The following is a 17,274-nucleotide window of genomic DNA, read 5'->3' as shown; positions in this document are numbered from 1 at the left end:
ACAGGATGTGTAAGTCCTCCCGGAATATATTATTGCAGTATTTCCTTTACAGGCTTGCCTACACAACCGCTTGGCATTTGTATATGCAGCATTGCAGCAAGGGTAGCGGCGATATCTGTCATATGTACGGTTTCATTGGAAGCGCCATGCTTTACATGCCATCCCATAAATACCAGTGGGATATGGATATCGAAAGGATTCCAGTTACCGTGGGTAGTGCCCTTCAGCGAACCTTCAAACCATCCTGGCTCAGGAATCACAATCACGGAACCGGTACGTTTACGGTTGTAGCCATTGATCGCCATGGTGTTCAGCGGCTCCGGTAAAGGATTTGCGCCGATATTATCCAGGTCGGCGGCAAACTGGATACCCGGTTGTGCCTCAAAATACTTCACCGTTTCTTTCTTCACCGCATCATAGTCCAGTTTAGCTGCCGCAATTTTACCTTTGTCGAAGCTTACGTGGTAGTTCATAAAGGAAGACACCAGTTTGCTTACGCCAAAACGTGCATTCAGCGTGCTATCCAGGCCAGCTACCAGTTTCCTGCTTTCTGTCAGCCCGGAAGGCAGCTTATGCTCTTCCATGAATTTAATGGCATGCGCGGCGCCGTGGTCGGCAGTAAGGAACACGAGGTAATTACCTTTTCCTACACGCTGGTCCAGGTAAGTAAAAAAGGCCGACAGGTCTTTATCCAGTCGCAGGTAAGTATCTTCCACTTCAATGGAATTAGGACCATATTTATGGCCTACATAATCGGTGGAAGCGCAGTTAATAGTAAGGAAGTCGGTCACGGTATTATTGCCGAGGTCATACCCTTCAATGGCGGCTTTCGCAAAATCCAGTGTGAGCGTATTGCCACCGGGAGTGGATCTCAGGTTGCCCGGATCTTTTTTATAAGCATCTTTTAGTGCATGCGGAAAAACAGGGGCTTTTTCACCCGGGAAAGTACCTTCCCAGTCTACGTTGTCTTCACTGCTCTGCACATAAGTATTGATAGGATATAAAGTTTCCCAGGGTTTAGACATTAACTGTTGGGGCTCTTTGCGGTCGTTAAAACGCTTTACCCACTCCGGCAGTTCTTTCATGTACCAGGTGCTGGTAATAAAGCTGCCGTTGCTGTCGTCCAGCCAGAAGGCGCCATTGGGCGTATGTCCGGCAGGAAGAATAGAGGCGCGGTCTTTCAGTGATACGCCTACTACTTTGGAGCGGAAGTTGGTAGACAGTTTTAATTCATCTGTAATAGTGGAGGCCAACAGGTTGCGTGGCGACATTTTGCCCGCAGCACTGTTGCTGCCAACGGCTTGTACGGTAGTGTCTTCTGTGCAATACCATTTTCTGCCGGTAAGCTGATCGGGCCAGTCGTTGCCGGTGATACCATGAATAGCCGGCACACTGCCTGTATAAATGGTGCTGTGTCCCACGGCGGTAAAGGAGGGAAGGTGGCTGATAAAAGTGTTCTCACAGGAAAAGCCGTCGCCCAGCATACGTTTGAAACCACCCGCTTCGTAACGGTCGTAGTAACGGTATAAGTAATCCCAGCGCATCTGGTCTACCACAATGCCTACTATCAACTTCGGCTTTTCATTCGATTGAGCTACTGCGGTGAGCCCCTGTAGCGCTGCGAACGCGCCCAGGAATGCAGTGGCAACAGATTTAGTCATTCCATTCATAATGCAGATTTTTTTCATTTCTTAGGTTCACACCCCAATTGGGAATCGACAAACGTAATAAAAAAATTATAAAAACCCTGCACCTTTTCGTTGAACGGAAAAGGATGGATCGCTTCCCGGAAAAGTAGCCGGTATCTTTTTAACAAGAGATATTTATTTGCGTTTTCTGAAAGATCCGCATCTTTGCATATCTTCCATGAGAAGAATACTATTTCATAATGTAGCAAGACAGATGATAAAAAGATATTTACTGGCAGGACTCCTTTTAAACAGCATATCCCTGCATGCACAAGAGCCCGTGGTAGCGGGCTACCTCGGAAGATTCGAAGGACAGTTTGCCCCCGTGTTGATTAACCAGCAAAAACAATGGCTGCATGTTTCCGGTGCAGTATTGGTAGATAAAACGGAAAACACGGGTTACTACAATACCGTAGTAGCCGTGAAGCACAACGCCTATGGCGCTATCAACAATGCCGGTAAAATCATTGCCCCTTTCAAATATGATGAGGTCACCCTGGCCGATGAGCAGGACAACAACGACTCCACAAAAAATTATTGCTTTGTAATTACCCGGCTCAATGGAAAATATGGCGCCGCAGATACACTCGGCAATATCATCTGTCCGCCTATATACGCCGAGGTAAGCGCGCTCACACCCCATGTATTGAAAATAAAGAAGGATGGACGCTGGGGATGGATAGAGATTAAAACCGGTAAGGTATTACAGGAACCCATATACGAAGAAGCAGGTAAAAGCTATGCACTAAAAAACGCTATAGAAATTACCAAAGCAGGTAAAGTCGGACTGGCAGCGGAAGACGGCACCATCATCGTTCCGGCAGGGTACGAATCGTTTGATTACCTCGGCGGCAACAGCACTTATTTTGGTTTTACTGCCAACGGTAAAACAGGCATCATGGATCAAAACGGAAAGGTGATTATTCCGGCTGTCTATGATAAATGCAAGCCCGGACCGGCCACCACGCTGTTTGCCGTAGAAAAAAACGGTAAAACCGGCCTCGTAGACGCGGGCGGTAAAACACTGCTCCCGTTTCAATACACGGGAACCGGTTTGACGGGCAATGTCATGAAAGTGAGCATAGGCGATAAATACGGGGTGGTAAATACCGAAGGCAGAGAGATCATCCCGCCGCGGTACAGCGACATTAAAGCGATTAATGCAGCGGGACAGGAAGTGTTTGACGGTGGCGTAATATCGGCGCCCGGGCAGGCAACAGACCGGGTGTCGCCCGTGCCGGTAGTTTTCCTGGTAAGCGATGCCACTGGCACCGGCCTGTTTGATGCAAACGGGAAGAACCTTCTGCCCCTTACATACAGCCGCATAACACCGTTCTCCTGGCAGGACACTCCTTACCTGGCAGCGGAGAAAAATGGTAAAACAGGCGTCCTCGGAATGGATGGGAAAATAATTCTGCCAGTAGTCTATGATGGTTTGGTAAATGGCTTCGGCAGCGGATTTTCATATGTTGATGATAACGCAGGGGAAAGCAAAAAAGATTACCTGCCCATTGTAAAAGGAGAGAAGATAGGATTGGTTAATATTACGACCGGGAAAGAAATTATCCCCGCCCAGTACGAATGGCTGCAGTGGCAAAACAGCCGGATACTGCTGCTGCGCAAAGGCGATACCACTTCCCTGGCAGATGTAACGGGAAAGATTCTCCGTGGCGGAAAACGGTATGGATTTTTTACTGCGGTGGACACCAACAGGATTGTAGAAACACAATACAACGACGATGGCTCCACTACCAGCCTGCTCACCGATCTCGCAGGCAATACGCTCTATACCAGCCAGCGCTGGGAGTTTAAAGAAAACCAGGTGTCGCGGCTGCTGATGCCGGAAAGCGAAAAGGGAAGCAATGCAAGATTCAATAACGGCCTATTGAAATTATGGAGCAACGCCCGCAACAATGTCTTTTTAGATCCTAACGGAAAAGAAGTGGTTTTTGAAGGCTACAGCTTTGTGGGAGATTTCTGGAACGACCTGGCGCTGGCAGGAATCGACAGCACCCCGCAACATACCTTATACGGCATCATCAACCGCAGGAAAGAAATTATTTACCCGGTTACAGCCGACGATATTTATGCAATGAACAACCTGCTCGTGGTAAAAAAAGGAGACCGCAAAGGACTGATCACAAAAGAAGGTAAAACATTGCTCCCGGTGGAGTATGAGGAAATCGACGATATCTATGACGCGCCTTTTTTCAAGGTGTCACGCAATAATAAATATGGTGTAACAGATAGCCTGGGTAAAATAATTTTACCGGTAGAATTTGATGATATCAGCTACCGGAAAGATGAGCGCCTGTTCCAGGTAACGCGCGCCGGCAAGTACGGTATCGCAGATGCCTCCGGCAAAATGATCATTCCCGCTATCTATGATAATATGGATGTCAACCAGGGATATGACAAAAATATCTTTCCAATACTGGTACAGGAAGGCAAATGGTATTTTTATCTCGATGCGCAAGGGAAAGCATTCCCCTACAAATCACTGAAGAAAAAAGGATATGATGATTAAGGGTATAACAGGCAGGAATATACGTTTTTTACTGGCAGGTAGTTTTTTGCTGGCGGCTCATAGCTTATCCGCACAGCAGGGATCCGCGTTTCATAATGGGTTTGCCCGTATGGAAGAATCCGGCAAAAGCTGGTATATAGATTCCACCGGCAAAAAAGCATTTGACCAGATCGTTGCCCTGTATCACCCCGCTGCCGCCACAGCTGCAGATGAAGAAGCACTGCCTGAAGCACAGGAAACCATGCTCCTGGTAAGCAGCGCCGGCAAAACAGGCATTATTGCCGGTAATGGAAAGTGGCTGCTGCCGCCTGCATATGATACCATCGAACTGAAATGGAAAACTTACCTGGTATTACGTCAGCAAGGTAAAATGACTTATGCAGATACCGACGGGAAGCTGTTGCTGCCGCTACAGTTTGAAGACGCTGGCATATTGGACGATACACACTTTGATGTGAAAACCGGCGGTAAATGGGGAATCTACAGCACCGCAGAAAACCGGTTGCTGATACCGGCCATGTATGAATCATTCGACTACTGCGGCGGATGCGGCAGGAAAGGAGATTACCTGTTTGCGCAGAAGAATGGTAAATGGGGTATCATCGATTTTAACAATAATGTCCTGATGCCTTTTGAATACGAACATGCACACGCTTTTATGCGCAGCGACAACTGGGTACAATGTTTCAAAAAGCAGGGGCACGAAGTAACCATCAACCTGAAAACAAAAAAAGAATATACCGCACCGGAGTATACAGATATGACGATAACAGGTAACAGTTTGCTGAAAGCGCAAAAGAACGGGAAGTACGGACTGATTAACGAAGACGGCGTTACCATAGCCGATTTTATTTATGACGATATCACCGATGCTTATGGCGAAACAGAAAGAGGCCCCTATCTTCAGGTCACAAAAAATGGTAAAACAGGCATCCTGCGGGAAGATGGGAAAGTAATGATTGCTCCTGTATACGAAGGTGATATTACAGGATCCGGTGACTATTTTATTATCCGGGTGGATGGCAACTATAACCTGACAGATACCACCGGTAAGAAGTTACTGGCAAAAGATTATACCGAAATAACCTTCATGGATAAACGTTTTTCCGCCCCTCTCGTTAAGCTGAAGCAAAAAGCACTCTATGGTTTTTATAACCCGGTTAACAGGAAAGTAGTGGAACCTGCCTTCTTTGATATTGACAGGACCACAGTTACTGCCCCCGGCATAGAATTACTGGAAGTAAGTTACCAGGAGATGTATGGCTTGTATGATGCAGCAGGGGAGCAGGTGTTGCCCGTGGCGTATAAAAAACTGGATGACCTGGTACCCGGGCTGGTGGCGGTAAAGAAAGAAACCGGCACAGGTGTGTATGATATCAGGAAGAAGAAGATGCTGATCCCCGCAGTATATAACAGCATCAGCGTATCATCGGCAGACAGCAGTTTATTCCTGGCATCCCAAAGCACCCCGGAAGGCAGCTACAAAGAACTTTTCTTTAATCATAACGGCGTAAAGATGCCCGCACCTAAAGTGCCCATTGTCCCGGAAAAAAAGTCGCGGCTGCTGGAAAAGGAAACGGCTAACGGAGGATATCCGCTTTATGGTTATGCCAATAGCACCGGCAAAGTAATAGTGCCGCCCATATACGATCGCCTGCTCGTGGAAAAGAACGGACGGGGATTCCTGGCGCAAACAGGCGGTAAATTTACCGTGTTGAATGAAGCCGGACAACCGGTAAGCAAACAGCTTTTTGATGATATAGCGCTGGAAGAAGTACCCCGCTATGGCTCCGCGGAAGTGCTGTACAGCTTCCCGTTGCTTTGCAGAACAGGCGATACGTATCAGTATCTCACCGCTACGGGCAGTTTCCTGCCTGTTAAAGTTACCGGCATCGTTGCCTTCAGCGCGTACAGCCTGGATGGCATTCCCGAACTATAACAAGGATCCCGGAAAGGCTTTCACGAAGCCTTTCCGGGAAAAGATAACACTAGGTGTTTAACGCCAGTACATCATCCACACCCACTTCCGCAATAAAGTCGGGATCATGGGAAATGACCAGCAACGTACCTTTATACTCCCCGAAGATCTGCGTCAGTATCTTAATGTTTTGCAGATCCAGGTTGTTGGTGGGTTCATCGAGCAGGATCATGTCAGGCGCTTTGTCCTGTAAGGTCATGCTGCAGAGGGCCAGTCGCAGCATTTCACCGCCACTCAGCACTGCGCACGACTTATCCCAGGTATCGGGGCCAAAAAGGAAATTCACCAGCACCGTTTTTACCATCGATACTTCCAGCAGGTTGCTGTTGTAAGACAATGCCTGCTGCAATACCGTTTTACTCCGGTCTATCAGCGTATAGTCCTGGTCCAGCAGCAAACTGCGCGTATCGGCGGTATACAGCTCGCCTGTTGACGGCAACAGCCTGCCCAGTATCAGTTGCAGCAAGGTGGACTTGCCGCTGCCGTTGGGCCCTGTAATGGCCAGCCGCTGGCCGCTGCGGATTGTAAAGGTGAGCGGTGTTTTCCAGAGCATATTTTCCGGAGATGATGATTTTGCCGGTTCATTTGATGGCGGGGGATCCGGCGCCGCGGGTTCCGGTTGTGCAGCAGGCCATCCGAAGTTTATATCGTTTGCCTGCACCAGCACTTTCCCTGTATGAAGGGTAGATTGCTCAAAATAGCCCTTCATCATGCGCTGGAGCTGTATCATGGCAGAAAGTTCCTGCCAGCCTGCACGCAGTTCTTCTACTTTTTCAGTATGTACCTGTTTTAATTTTGAGGTAGATACTTCCGCATTATTCTTCCTCGCATTCAATAATATTTTAGGCAACCCTGCACTTTTGGTATGTTTCCGTGCCTGTGCATCGGCATGCTGCTTGCGCTCTATGGCCTCCTGGCGTTGCTTTTTGGCTTCTTTCAGTGTTTTCTCCTGGTGAGCCACCCGCTGTTGTAAGGCATCCGCTTCCAGTGTTTTTTGTGCGGCATAGAAATCGTAGTTGCCGCCATAAGTCTTTATGCCATTGGATTGCAGCTCCCAGATGGGTTCGCAGAGGCGTAGCAGCTGCCGGTCGTGGCTCACCATCAGCAACGTGCACGAGGTAGCGGCCATCCATTCGTATAGCTGTTCCCGTGCGTCGTAATCGAGGTGGTTGGTGGGCTCGTCCAGCAACACAATGGATGGCTCAAAGATATCGATGCCGGCCAGGAACAGCCTTGTTTTTTCGCCGCCGCTGAGGGTGGACAAGGGCTGATCCGGTTGCAATGCACGAAGGCCCCATTTTTCAAAGGCAGCTTCACTGCGCGCGACAATGTCCCAGTCGTCCCCGAGTATATCGTAAAGGTGCGGACTGGTGTCGCCCTGCAGGATTAATTCAAGGGCCTGGACCTTTTGCGCGGTGCCGGCGGCCTGCGCCACGGTAAGCGTGTTAAAGTGCCCGAAATGCTGCGGTACATAATAACAGGGCGCGGTAGTGCGGACGGTACCGGAAGACGCGGTTTCCTGGCCGGCAATGATCTTCAGCAAAGTAGATTTGCCCGCGCCGTTAGGACCCGCTATCGCTGCCCGGTAGCCTTTATGAAGCGTGAAACTGACATCCTGGAATAAATACTGCCCCGATGGAAGCTGGTAACTGAGTTGTTGTGCGCTGATAAGCATGTAAAATCGTTTTGAAATGAACAATGGCGACGGCAGGCGTCGGGTTAGCGGGTCGGGAAATGACAGTACGCATTTTCATGGCAGTAAAATTTAGTTGAATAAATCAGCGTATGCAGGAGCATCACTGTATGACGGTAAAAAATATATAAATGGGAAATGAAACACGCCAGAACGGCATGTATACAGGTATCAGCCTGCTATTGTATGTAGAGTATTGATCACATGGTTGAGCAAAGGTAAAAAAAAATTCTTAAATTTTAGGTGATATATCAGTGGTTTCTGACACTAGTATATAAAACCAGGCTCATATGCGTACTCATGAAGATCAATGGCTGGAAGAAATATACCGGAATACACTGCCACGGGTAGCAGGCATGATATACCGGATGGGCGGCCACCTGGAAATGGCCAAAGATATCTTCCAGGATGCTGTTATTATCTATCTTGAAAAACAACAGCAAAACAAACTACCTGCCGGGGTACCTGCGGAAGCATACATTACAGGGATCGCCAGGATTCTCGCTGTGCGGAAACTGAAACAATCCGGTCCGCATATTCCACTTGATGACATAGCGGGTGATATTGGCGTACCAGCAGATTATTATGCGCCGCCTCCCGTGGCGAAACCGGTACTGGAATATGTAAAAGCCGCCGGGAAAAAATGTTTGCAGCTGCTGCACGCATTTTATTACGACCATCTTTCCATACCCGAAATAACAGCAGGCTTTAATTTTAAAACGGAACATTCTGCCAGCGTACAGAAATACAAATGCCTGGAAAAAGTAAGGGAACAAATTAAACAATCAGATTATGCGGAAACAGTTAGCTGAAGCACGGGAAATTGAACAATACCTGCTGCGGGAAATGCCTGTTTCCTCCCGGCTGGTATTCCAGGCCAGGATGCTGGTGGCGCCGGCATTACGCGAAAAGGTGAAGTACCAGCGGAAAACAATGCAGCTCGTGCGCTGGCTCGCACGCGAAGAAAAACGGCAGGAGCTGGATCAGCTCTTCCTGCGTCTCATGCAGGATACGGCCTTCAACAATTCTATCACCTCTATTTTTAAATAATATGGCATTCCTGGTTCCTACCGTAATCGACGGCGACAGCCGCGGTGCGTTTGATATTTACAGCCTGTTGCTGAAAGAAAGGATTATTTTTCTCGGCACTGCCATCGACGACCAGGTGGCTAACCTGATAGTGGCGCAGTTGCTGTACCTCGACAGTGAAAATCACCGGCCCATAAATATGTACATCAATAGTCCGGGTGGCGTTGTTTACGCAGGCATGGCTATTTATGATACCATGAAAATGCTGAAATCGCCGGTATCCACTATGGCAATGGGTTTCACCGGCAGCATGGGCACCATCATTCTTACGGCCGGCGCTACCGGTCAACGGTATGCCTTGCCCAATGCTACCATCCACATGCATCCGGCAAGCGGCGGCGCCAAAGGATATACGGAAGATGTGCGTATTGCTTTTAATGAACAGGGCAGGTTGCAGCAAAAACTTTTCCAGATCATCGCCATGCAATCCGGCCGCTCCGTGCAAGAGGTGGAGCATGCCTTTCGCAATGATCATTTCATGGCCGCAGAAGAAGCCCGTGATTTCGGGCTGGTAGACGAAGTGTTGAACAGTGCTGCCGCACTGCCTGCGCTGGCATTCCGGCAGGAACTATTGCCATCCGCCGCCGAGCGCGCGGTATAAGAATACCACTGCCTGTAACTGCTGCAGGTGATCGTTGATCCTGTTGAGTTGCGCTGCTAAAAGGCTCTGTTGTGCATTCAATACTTCCGTGTAGTTGGCAAATCCATAACGCACCAGCTCCTGTGTATAGTCAACAGACAATTGCAGGTTCTGTAATTGCAGCCGCCGGGAGTTTCCTTTTTCCATGGCAGTCTGGTAAGAATATAATGCATTCGATACTTCCTGCCCGGCCGTTAATACGGCCGTATGGAATTCCAGCGCCGCCTGTTGCTGCTGCTCTTTCGCCACCTTCAGCCGGGTTTTATTTATGCCCTGGTTAAAAATAGGTTGTGTTAAACCCGCCGTCAGGTTGCTGATCCACGAGCCGGGACCGGTGAGAGACAAATAACTGGTATACCCACCAGAAGCGGAGATGGTGAGCGCCGGGTAAAAATAAGTACGCGCTACATTGGTCAATTCATAATAGTAACGCAGGTTATATTCCGCTGCCTGCACATCCGGCCGGTTGGCCAGCAGCTGTGCAGGTACACCGGTTTTCAGCAGCATGACTGGTTGCTGGTCGTCCATGCCGCTGCGGCTGATGGGACCGGGAGGCCGGCCCAGCAAGAGGTTCAGCTGGTTCTCTGTTTCGCGGATCGACTGTTTTAAATCGGGGATCGTTACTTCTGCGGCGTATCTGCTGGCTTCACTTTGCACCACGGCTGCCCCGGTAACCACATCACCTTTTTTCAGTTCCTTCATCACCTCCACGGTCGCCTGCCAGTTCACAACGGTTTGTTGCGTTATTTTCAGTTGCTGATCCAGTGCGGTAAGGTTGTAGTAGTTGGTGGCAATACTGGCAATCAACCCGGTTTGCACGGCCCTTGCATTGGCGGATGCCTGCAGGAATGCCGCTAAACCCGCGCGCCTGCTGCTCCGCAGCTTACCCCAGATATCAGCTTCCCAGGTGGCTGCGAGCCCGGCATTATATTGCTGCGGTATAACGGTCCTGCCTGTACGCTGTTGATTAGAGGCGCCTGCATAACCGGCGCTCACATCACCATTAACGGCAGGATACAATGCCTGCCTGCTTTGCGAGTAACTGGCTTCTGCCTGCCGCATGCGCGACCATGCCACCTGGAGATCGAGGTTGTGCTGAATACCCGTGTCAATAAGCTGCTGCAACAGCGAGTCCGTGAAAATTTCTTTCCAGTGAACGGTAGCGAGACTGTTGGTATCCGTTGTATGAATATCCCGGTACAGGTTATTGTCTGTAATGCCGGGCGATTGGTATGGCTTCGTGATGCCACAGGCAGTTACGAATCCTGCCAGGACTACAAAAAGAAAAATATATATACTGTTACGACCATTCATATGACCTGTTTTGAGATCTGCCTGCGGCAGGATTTTTTTAAGATGCCGGTGCTGTTACCGGCGGCTGCGCTTCTTCCTCATCATCTTCCTCCGGTGCACGTTTTATTTTTTCCTGTAAAGTCTGGAAGATGATAAACAACGTAGGCGTAATAAATATACCGAATACAGTTCCCACCAGCATCCCGCCCACAGCGCCTGTTCCGATAGACCGGTTTCCATTGGCGCCCGCGCCGGTGGCCAGCATCAACGGGATAAGGCCAAGGATAAAGGCGAAGGATGTCATCAGGATGGGCCGCAGCCTGGCCTGCGCGCCGCTCACCGCCGCTTCCGCAATACTCATCCCGCTGCGCCGCCTTTCTGCTGCATATTCTACAATCAGGATCGCATTTTTTGCGAGCAATCCTATCAGCATGATCAGCGTGATCTGTACATAAATGTTGTTGCTCACACCAAATAGCTGCGCAAAAAGGAAGGCCCCGAAAATACCCACCGGTATGGCCAGCAGGATCGCAAAAGGCAAGAGGTAACTTTCATACTGCGCACTGAGCAACAGGTATACGAAAATGAGACAGAGCAGGAAAATGAAAATAGTTTGACTGCTCCCTGCCAACTCTTCCCTGCTCAGGCCCGAAAACTCAAACCCAAAGCCCGTTGGCAACGTTTCCGCTGCCGACTCCCTGATAGCGGCAATAGATTGGCCGGAGCTGAACCCGGCATTAGGTGTTCCATTAACACTGATGGAGTTGAACAGGTTAAACCGTGTAATAGCTTGCGGACCGTAGGTTTGCGAGAGACTCACAAACTCCGTGATCGGCACCATTACCCCCTCGCCGGTACGTACAAACACAGCGTTCAGGCTTTCTTCCGTGAGCCTGAATTCCGGCGAAGCCTGCACCATTACGCGGTACTGCTGACCAAACTGGTTGAAGTTGGAAGCATAAATACCGCCAAAATATCCCTGCATGGCGTTGGTGATATCTGTTACATTCAGCCCCGCATCTTTTATTTTCGGCACATTCACGTTCATTAAATATTGCGGGAAATTAGGATTGAAAGAAGTGGTGGCAAACTGTATTTCCGGCCGTTGGGTTAATACAGAGAGGAAGTCTTTGCTTACTTTATAAAAGTGCGCAATGTCGCCGCCGGTTTTATCCTGCAACTGAAAAGCAAACCCGTTGGATGCGCCAAAACCCTGGATGGTACCGGGCGCAAAAAACTTAATCTCCGCTTCGGTCATGTCCGCCGTTTTCTTATTCAGTTCCTTAATAATTTGCTGGATATTCCGCTTGCGCTGATCCCAGGGAGTGAGCCGCATCACCACCATTGCATAGTTACTGCCGGTACCGGACAATTGCCCGCGTCCTGTAACCGCCAGCACGTTATTGATTTCCGGTATCGTGGCTGCGATCTTTTCGATTTTGCGCGTCACAATATCGGTGCGCTCCAGCGAGGCATCCGGTGGCAAACTGATGTTACAGTTAATCGTACCCAGATCTTCTTCCGGCACAAAAGCCGTAGGCGTCATCCTGGCAAGGATTACCAGCCCCGCACAGAAGCTAAGCAGCACCATCACCGGTATCCATTTCCGTTTGCTGAAAAAGCGCAAGGTATTGGTATAACGTTTTGTTAACCGTTCAAAAGCCACATTGAACGCATGATAGAAACGCTGCAGGAAGTTCATTTTCGTATGTTCCTTCCCGTGAGGTTTCAGGAAAATAGCACAGAGCGCAGGACTGAGCGTAAGTGCGTTAATCGCTGAAAGCACAATGGCAATGGCCAGTGTGAGCCCGAATTGTTTGTAGAAAATGCCGGAAGATCCGCCGATAAAACTAACCGGGATAAATACGGCTGACATGACCAGTGTAATGGACACAATTGCGCCGGATATTTCATCCAGTGCATCAATACTCGCTTTGCGGGCGGATTTATAGCCGGTATCCAGGCGGGCATGCACAGCCTCTACAATTACGATGGCATCATCCACCACTATACCTATGGCCAGGATAAGGGCAAATAAAGTAAGCAGGTTAATGGTGAATCCAAACAGCTTGAGAAAGAAAAAAGTTCCTATAATGGCTACCGGAACCGATATCGCCGGTATCAGCGTAGAGCGGAAGTCCTGCAGGAAAATAAACACCACCACAAACACCAGTATAAATGCTTCCACCAGCGTATGCAATACTTTATCGATAGAGGCGGTGAGGAAGTCGTCCACATTTTGCAGCACCACATATTTCACACCTTTGGGAAATGTTTTGGAAGCTTCTTCCATTACCTTCAAGGTTTCGCGGATCACATCGCGGGCATTGGAGCCGGCCACCTGTGCTACGCTTACGGAAACAGCGGGATAGCCGTTGGTACGGGTACTGTTGAAATAGCTGAGGGCGCCCAGCTCAATGCGGGCCACATCCCTCATCCGCAGCAAACGGCTGCGCAGGTTGGAGCGCAATACAATGTTGCCAAACTGGGTGGTATCTATGAGCGTGCCCGGATACCTGATCACATACTGGAACGATTGTCCGCCGCTTTCCCCAAACTGGCCGGGAGCGGCCTGTATATTCTGTTCAGCCAGCGCGGCAGTGATATCAGCGGGTATGAGCCCGTAGGAAGCCATCGCCTGCGTATTGAGCCAGATCCGCATGGAGTAATCCATGTTACCGGAGGCGGAGGCATCGCCCACACCGGGGATACGTTTGATCACCGGGGTGATATTAATATCAGTATAATTTTGCAGGAAGGTTTGATCGAAAGATGGATTGGTACTGTAAACAGAAAAGATGAGCAGGTTACTGGTCTGTTTCTTTTGCACAGTAACGCCGGAGCGGGTTACTTCCTGCGGCAGCAGTGGTGTGGCACGGGCCACGGCATTCTGCACATTCACGGCGGCCATATTGGGGTCGCTGCCAATTTTAAAGCTAACGGTAATATTCGCTGAACCGTCATTACCTGCTGTAGAGGTAATATAGTCCATGTTCTCCACGCCATTGATCTGTTGTTCCAGCGGTACTACCACACTTTTCAGCACCACGTCTGCATTGGCGCCGCTGTAGGACGTTTGCACCTGTATAGTGGGCGGGGCAATGTCAGGATACTGGGAGATAGGCAGTGACACCAACCCCAGTATGCCCAGTGTGACAATAATGATAGACACTACTGTTGATAATACCGGCCGTTCTATAAATCTTTTTAACATGATATTGTTTTAAATGGATCAGAGACTGTTGTAAACACTGTCTGCGTTTACCAGGCGTGGCTTGATCACCAGGTCTTCCCGGAGGTTACTGATCCCGTCTACCACTATTTTATCGCCCGCTTTCACGCCATGCTGCACTACAAACGACTGACCGGCAGCGCTGGCATTGGAGCCTATGTCTACTGATTTTACTTTGTTATCTGCATCCAGTACATACACGAACAGTTTACCCTGGATCTGGAAGGTGGCCTTTTGCGGTACCAGCAGTGCGGTATCTATCAGCTGGGGGATCCTTACAATGGCGCTGCTGCCGCTGCGTACCAACCCATCCGGATTGGAAAAGGTGGCCCTCATATTGAGCGCACCGGTGGAGGGGTTGATTAAACCGCTGGCAGTTTCCACGCGCCCTTTGCGGGGCAGCACAATGCCATTGGCCAGCACCAATGTTACCGGTGGCAGGGTAGCCAGCTTTTCCTGCATGGTGGCGCCTTTTGAGGCGAGGAAGAAATCCAGTCCCTGTCTTTCGTTAATCGAAAAATAGGCGTAGATCTGGGTAATATTGGAAACGGTGGTCAGCGGGTTGGCGGTGGTGCTGCTCACCAGGCTGCCTATTTTATAAGGCAGGATGCCTACCACGCCGTCTGCCGGACTGTAAATAGTGGTGTAGCTTAAATTGGTTTTGGCGTTGTTAAACGCCGCCTGGGCCTGTGCCAGCGCTGCCTGCTTGGACTGCAGGTTATACGCCGCAGCTTCCAGTTCATAGGCGCTGATGATATCCTTTTCCACCAGGGGCTTTACCTTGTTAAGCTGCATCTGTGCGGCATTTACATCTGCCACCGCTATTTTGATATTGGCCTGGGCAGTGTTTACATTCTGCTCGTATTGCGGGGCGCTGATACGGAACAACAGCTGTCCCTTTTTAACAGTAGCGCCTTCGTCGATGTAGATGGCATCCACATATCCATCTATCTTTGGCCGGATCTCAATATTCTGGATACCCTGTATGGTAGCGGGATAGTCGGCATTGATAGTGGCGTTTTTAGGTTGCAGTACAATCACAGGGTAAGGCTTTACAGCGGTTTGTGTGTTCCCTTGTTTCTTGTTTTTACAGGCACATAACAGCAACAGCAGGAGCGCAATGGTAGATCTACTCATAGCATTTTACAGTTCATTTAAATAATACAGACAGCAATCAGGTACTATGAGTAACTATCCGTTCAATTGTATTGTTCAAAAAACGGCGATAATTATCCGGTAGCTGGCTACGGGGTATTAGACGGTGGTAAGGCTAATTAGTTTATTATGACAATGTTAACTACTGTTAAAGCCGCGCAGGCGCCACTGTGTGGAATAAAAAAAACAGGAATAACGCTAAGATTCCGGTGCTTTCCTGCTTTATGTCTTCATATACCAACTATCTAAAGTTAATTTATGAAAATAGGGATGTTAATAGGAGCACTGGCATTGCCGGCCATGACCTTTGCACAGCAGGCATACACACTGAAAGGTAAAGTGGGGCAGGTGGAACCCGGCGCCAAAGCTTATCTCGACCGGCGCGTGAACGGGGAAACCTTCCTCGACTCGGCTGTTATCAAAAATGGCATGTTTGAATTTAAAGGCACGCTGAAATCGCCCTACCTGGCGATGCTGATGGTGGATCATAAAGGCACCGGTAACCACGGGCCGGACATGGACCGCCGCCTGCTTTACCTGGATAATACCACTTTTACCATTGCCGGCAGCGATAATATCAGCGATGCGGTGATCACCGGTTCCCCGGTAAATAAAGAACACGACCGTTACAAATTGTTTATTGCGGCCTATGATACTGCTATGGCAGGTATCAACAAGGATTTTGGAGCGGCTACCGAAGCGCAAAGAAATGATACCGCTTTCACCAATAAACTGAATACCCGCTTCCATGCTGCCATTGCTGAAAAGAAAGCTTTACAGCGCAGGTTTATCAGCGAAAATCCTAATTCCTTTTTCAGCATTGTAGCGCTGAAAGAGCTGGCGGTGATGAATAATATGAACCTGAAGGAGTTAACGCCGATGTACAATGGTCTCACGGCTGCGCTGAAGAAAAGCCCCGCCGGCCAGGAGTTTTACCAATCGATGGAAACTGAAAAGGCATTAGGCATTGGAGCGCCTGCGCCGGACTTCACCCAGAATGATATCAACGACAAGCCCGTGAAGTTATCCGACTTCAAGGGTAAATATGTGTTACTGGACTTCTGGGCTTCCTGGTGTGGACCCTGCCGTGCAGAAAATCCTAATGTAGTGGCTGCCTATAAGAAGTTCCATGATAAAAACTTCGTGGTGCTGAGCGTATCGCTGGATCAGCCGGGGAAGAAGGCTGCCTGGCTGGGCGCCATTGAAAAAGACGGTTTGCAGGACTTTGTGCATGTATCCGATCTTAAATACTGGGATAACGCGGTAGCGCGCCAGTATGGTGTTCGGGGTGTACCTACCAATTACCTGATTGCGCCGGACGGTAAAATTATTGCAAAAAACCTCCGTGGCGAGCAATTGGATAAACAACTGACGGGACTAATTGTCAACAAATAAAAGAAATGCTGTCCTATACCTGTCACAATGCAACAGCCGGTTCAGTGGAGTGAACCGGCTGCTTTATTTCTTTTAAACGGGAATCAGCCTTTCTGGGCATAGTCGTAATTGATCAGCCAGGACACGCCATACTGATCGGTTAACATGCCAAAATAGGCATTCCAGGGAGCCTTGTTCATTGGCATGGTGGGCTGGCCGCCTTCCGACAAACCTTTAAACAATTTGTCTGCTTCCGCTTCACTTTCTGCCGCAATAGCCACAAAGAAAAGGTCGCCCAGGGTGCCTTTGCCATATGCGCCGGGCCTGTCGCTGCCAAACAGGAAAGAATCTTTACCGAGTGGGAGCGCCACGTGCATCACCTTATTTTCTTCGCCTTCCGCGCAATGCGCCATCTCTCCAAAGCGGGTGAATGTCTGGAATTCTTTGCCAAAAACAGCTTTGTAAAAATTAAAAGCCTCTTCACAATTGCCGTTGAAATTCAGGTAAGGATTAACTGCTGCCATGTTTTTATTTTTTATTTGTGTTTAATAAGATACCATAAAGTTAAGTTGCTGCTGTAAAGAAAGAGGTGGCCGGATACGACA

The 17,274-nt window shown here is 49.2% G+C and carries 12 protein-coding genes; 6 read left to right on the top strand and 6 right to left on the bottom strand.

The window, feature by feature from the left end; all coding sequences use genetic code 11:
- Positions 1 to 29 precede the first annotated feature (29 nt).
- Positions 30 to 1,670, bottom strand: a complete 1,641-nt coding sequence (gene pafA, locus ACLHR0_RS10625; protein ID WP_436486422.1) for an alkaline phosphatase PafA — start codon at positions 1,668 to 1,670, stop codon at positions 30 to 32.
- A gap of 232 nt (positions 1,671 to 1,902) precedes the next feature.
- Here pafA and ACLHR0_RS10620 point away from each other — a divergent pair, with 232 nt between their 5' ends.
- Positions 1,903 to 4,215, top strand: coding sequence for a WG repeat-containing protein (locus ACLHR0_RS10620; protein WP_436486420.1), 2,313 nt, complete (start codon positions 1,903 to 1,905; stop codon positions 4,213 to 4,215).
- Positions 4,208 to 6,154, top strand: coding sequence for a WG repeat-containing protein (locus ACLHR0_RS10615; protein ID WP_436486418.1), 1,947 nt, complete (start codon positions 4,208 to 4,210; stop codon positions 6,152 to 6,154). Before ACLHR0_RS10620 ends, ACLHR0_RS10615 begins: the two co-directional genes overlap by 8 nt.
- 49 nt (positions 6,155 to 6,203) lie before the next feature.
- On the opposite strand, the gene ACLHR0_RS10610 is transcribed toward ACLHR0_RS10615, so the two are convergent.
- On the bottom strand, positions 6,204 to 7,868 hold the full coding sequence (locus ACLHR0_RS10610; RefSeq protein WP_436486417.1) for an ABC-F family ATP-binding cassette domain-containing protein: 1,665 nt from the start codon (positions 7,866 to 7,868) through the stop codon (positions 6,204 to 6,206).
- Between the two features lie 308 nt (positions 7,869 to 8,176).
- Here ACLHR0_RS10610 and ACLHR0_RS10605 point away from each other — a divergent pair, with 308 nt between their 5' ends.
- Genes ACLHR0_RS10605 through ACLHR0_RS10595 form a run of 3 tightly spaced genes read left to right on the top strand, consistent with a single transcriptional unit; the run spans position 8,177 to position 9,576 of the window.
- The gene (locus ACLHR0_RS10605; protein WP_436486415.1) at positions 8,177 to 8,698 is read left to right on the top strand and encodes an RNA polymerase sigma factor; all 522 of its coding nucleotides are present in this window, start codon (positions 8,177 to 8,179) and stop codon (positions 8,696 to 8,698) included.
- Positions 8,679 to 8,936, top strand: coding sequence for a hypothetical protein (locus ACLHR0_RS10600; protein WP_436486414.1), 258 nt, complete (start codon positions 8,679 to 8,681; stop codon positions 8,934 to 8,936). The genes ACLHR0_RS10605 and ACLHR0_RS10600 overlap by 20 nt, the downstream gene beginning before the upstream one ends.
- 1 nt (position 8,937) lies before the next feature.
- Complete coding sequence (locus ACLHR0_RS10595) at positions 8,938 to 9,576, top strand: ClpP family protease (protein WP_429048270.1); 639 nt, start codon at positions 8,938 to 8,940, stop codon at positions 9,574 to 9,576.
- On the opposite strand, the gene ACLHR0_RS10590 is transcribed toward ACLHR0_RS10595, so the two are convergent.
- Genes ACLHR0_RS10590 through ACLHR0_RS10580 form a run of 3 tightly spaced genes read right to left on the bottom strand, consistent with a single transcriptional unit; the run spans position 9,544 to position 15,277 of the window.
- A complete protein-coding gene (locus tag ACLHR0_RS10590) occupies positions 9,544 to 10,929 on the bottom strand; it encodes a TolC family protein (protein ID WP_436486412.1) in 1,386 nt (461 codons plus the stop codon). The genes ACLHR0_RS10595 and ACLHR0_RS10590 overlap by 33 nt on opposite strands.
- Positions 10,930 to 10,966: 37 nt before the next feature.
- Complete coding sequence (locus ACLHR0_RS10585; RefSeq protein ID WP_436486410.1) at positions 10,967 to 14,122, bottom strand: efflux RND transporter permease subunit; 3,156 nt, start codon at positions 14,120 to 14,122, stop codon at positions 10,967 to 10,969.
- A gap of 18 nt (positions 14,123 to 14,140) precedes the next feature.
- Positions 14,141 to 15,277 carry an efflux RND transporter periplasmic adaptor subunit gene (locus ACLHR0_RS10580; RefSeq protein WP_429048264.1) on the bottom strand — a complete coding sequence of 379 codons (1,137 nt, stop codon included), beginning with the start codon at positions 15,275 to 15,277 and terminating at the stop codon, positions 14,141 to 14,143.
- Between the two features lie 276 nt (positions 15,278 to 15,553).
- Here ACLHR0_RS10580 and ACLHR0_RS10575 point away from each other — a divergent pair, with 276 nt between their 5' ends.
- Positions 15,554 to 16,690: a redoxin domain-containing protein gene (locus ACLHR0_RS10575; RefSeq protein ID WP_436486408.1), complete on the top strand. Its 1,137-nt coding sequence runs from the start codon at positions 15,554 to 15,556 to the stop codon at positions 16,688 to 16,690.
- An 83-nt stretch (positions 16,691 to 16,773) separates the two neighbouring features.
- Here ACLHR0_RS10575 and ACLHR0_RS10570 read toward each other — a convergent pair whose 3' ends face one another.
- The gene (locus ACLHR0_RS10570; protein ID WP_429048261.1) at positions 16,774 to 17,193 is read right to left on the bottom strand and encodes a VOC family protein; all 420 of its coding nucleotides are present in this window, start codon (positions 17,191 to 17,193) and stop codon (positions 16,774 to 16,776) included.
- Between the last annotated feature and the right edge of the window lie 81 nt (positions 17,194 to 17,274).

The sequence above is a fragment of the Chitinophaga sp. ARDCPP14 genome (assembly GCF_051362515.1).
Lineage (GTDB): Bacteria > Bacteroidota > Bacteroidia > Chitinophagales > Chitinophagaceae > Chitinophaga.
Note: the sequence above shows the minus strand (reverse complement) of the source record. Positions and strands in the feature narration are given on the sequence as shown.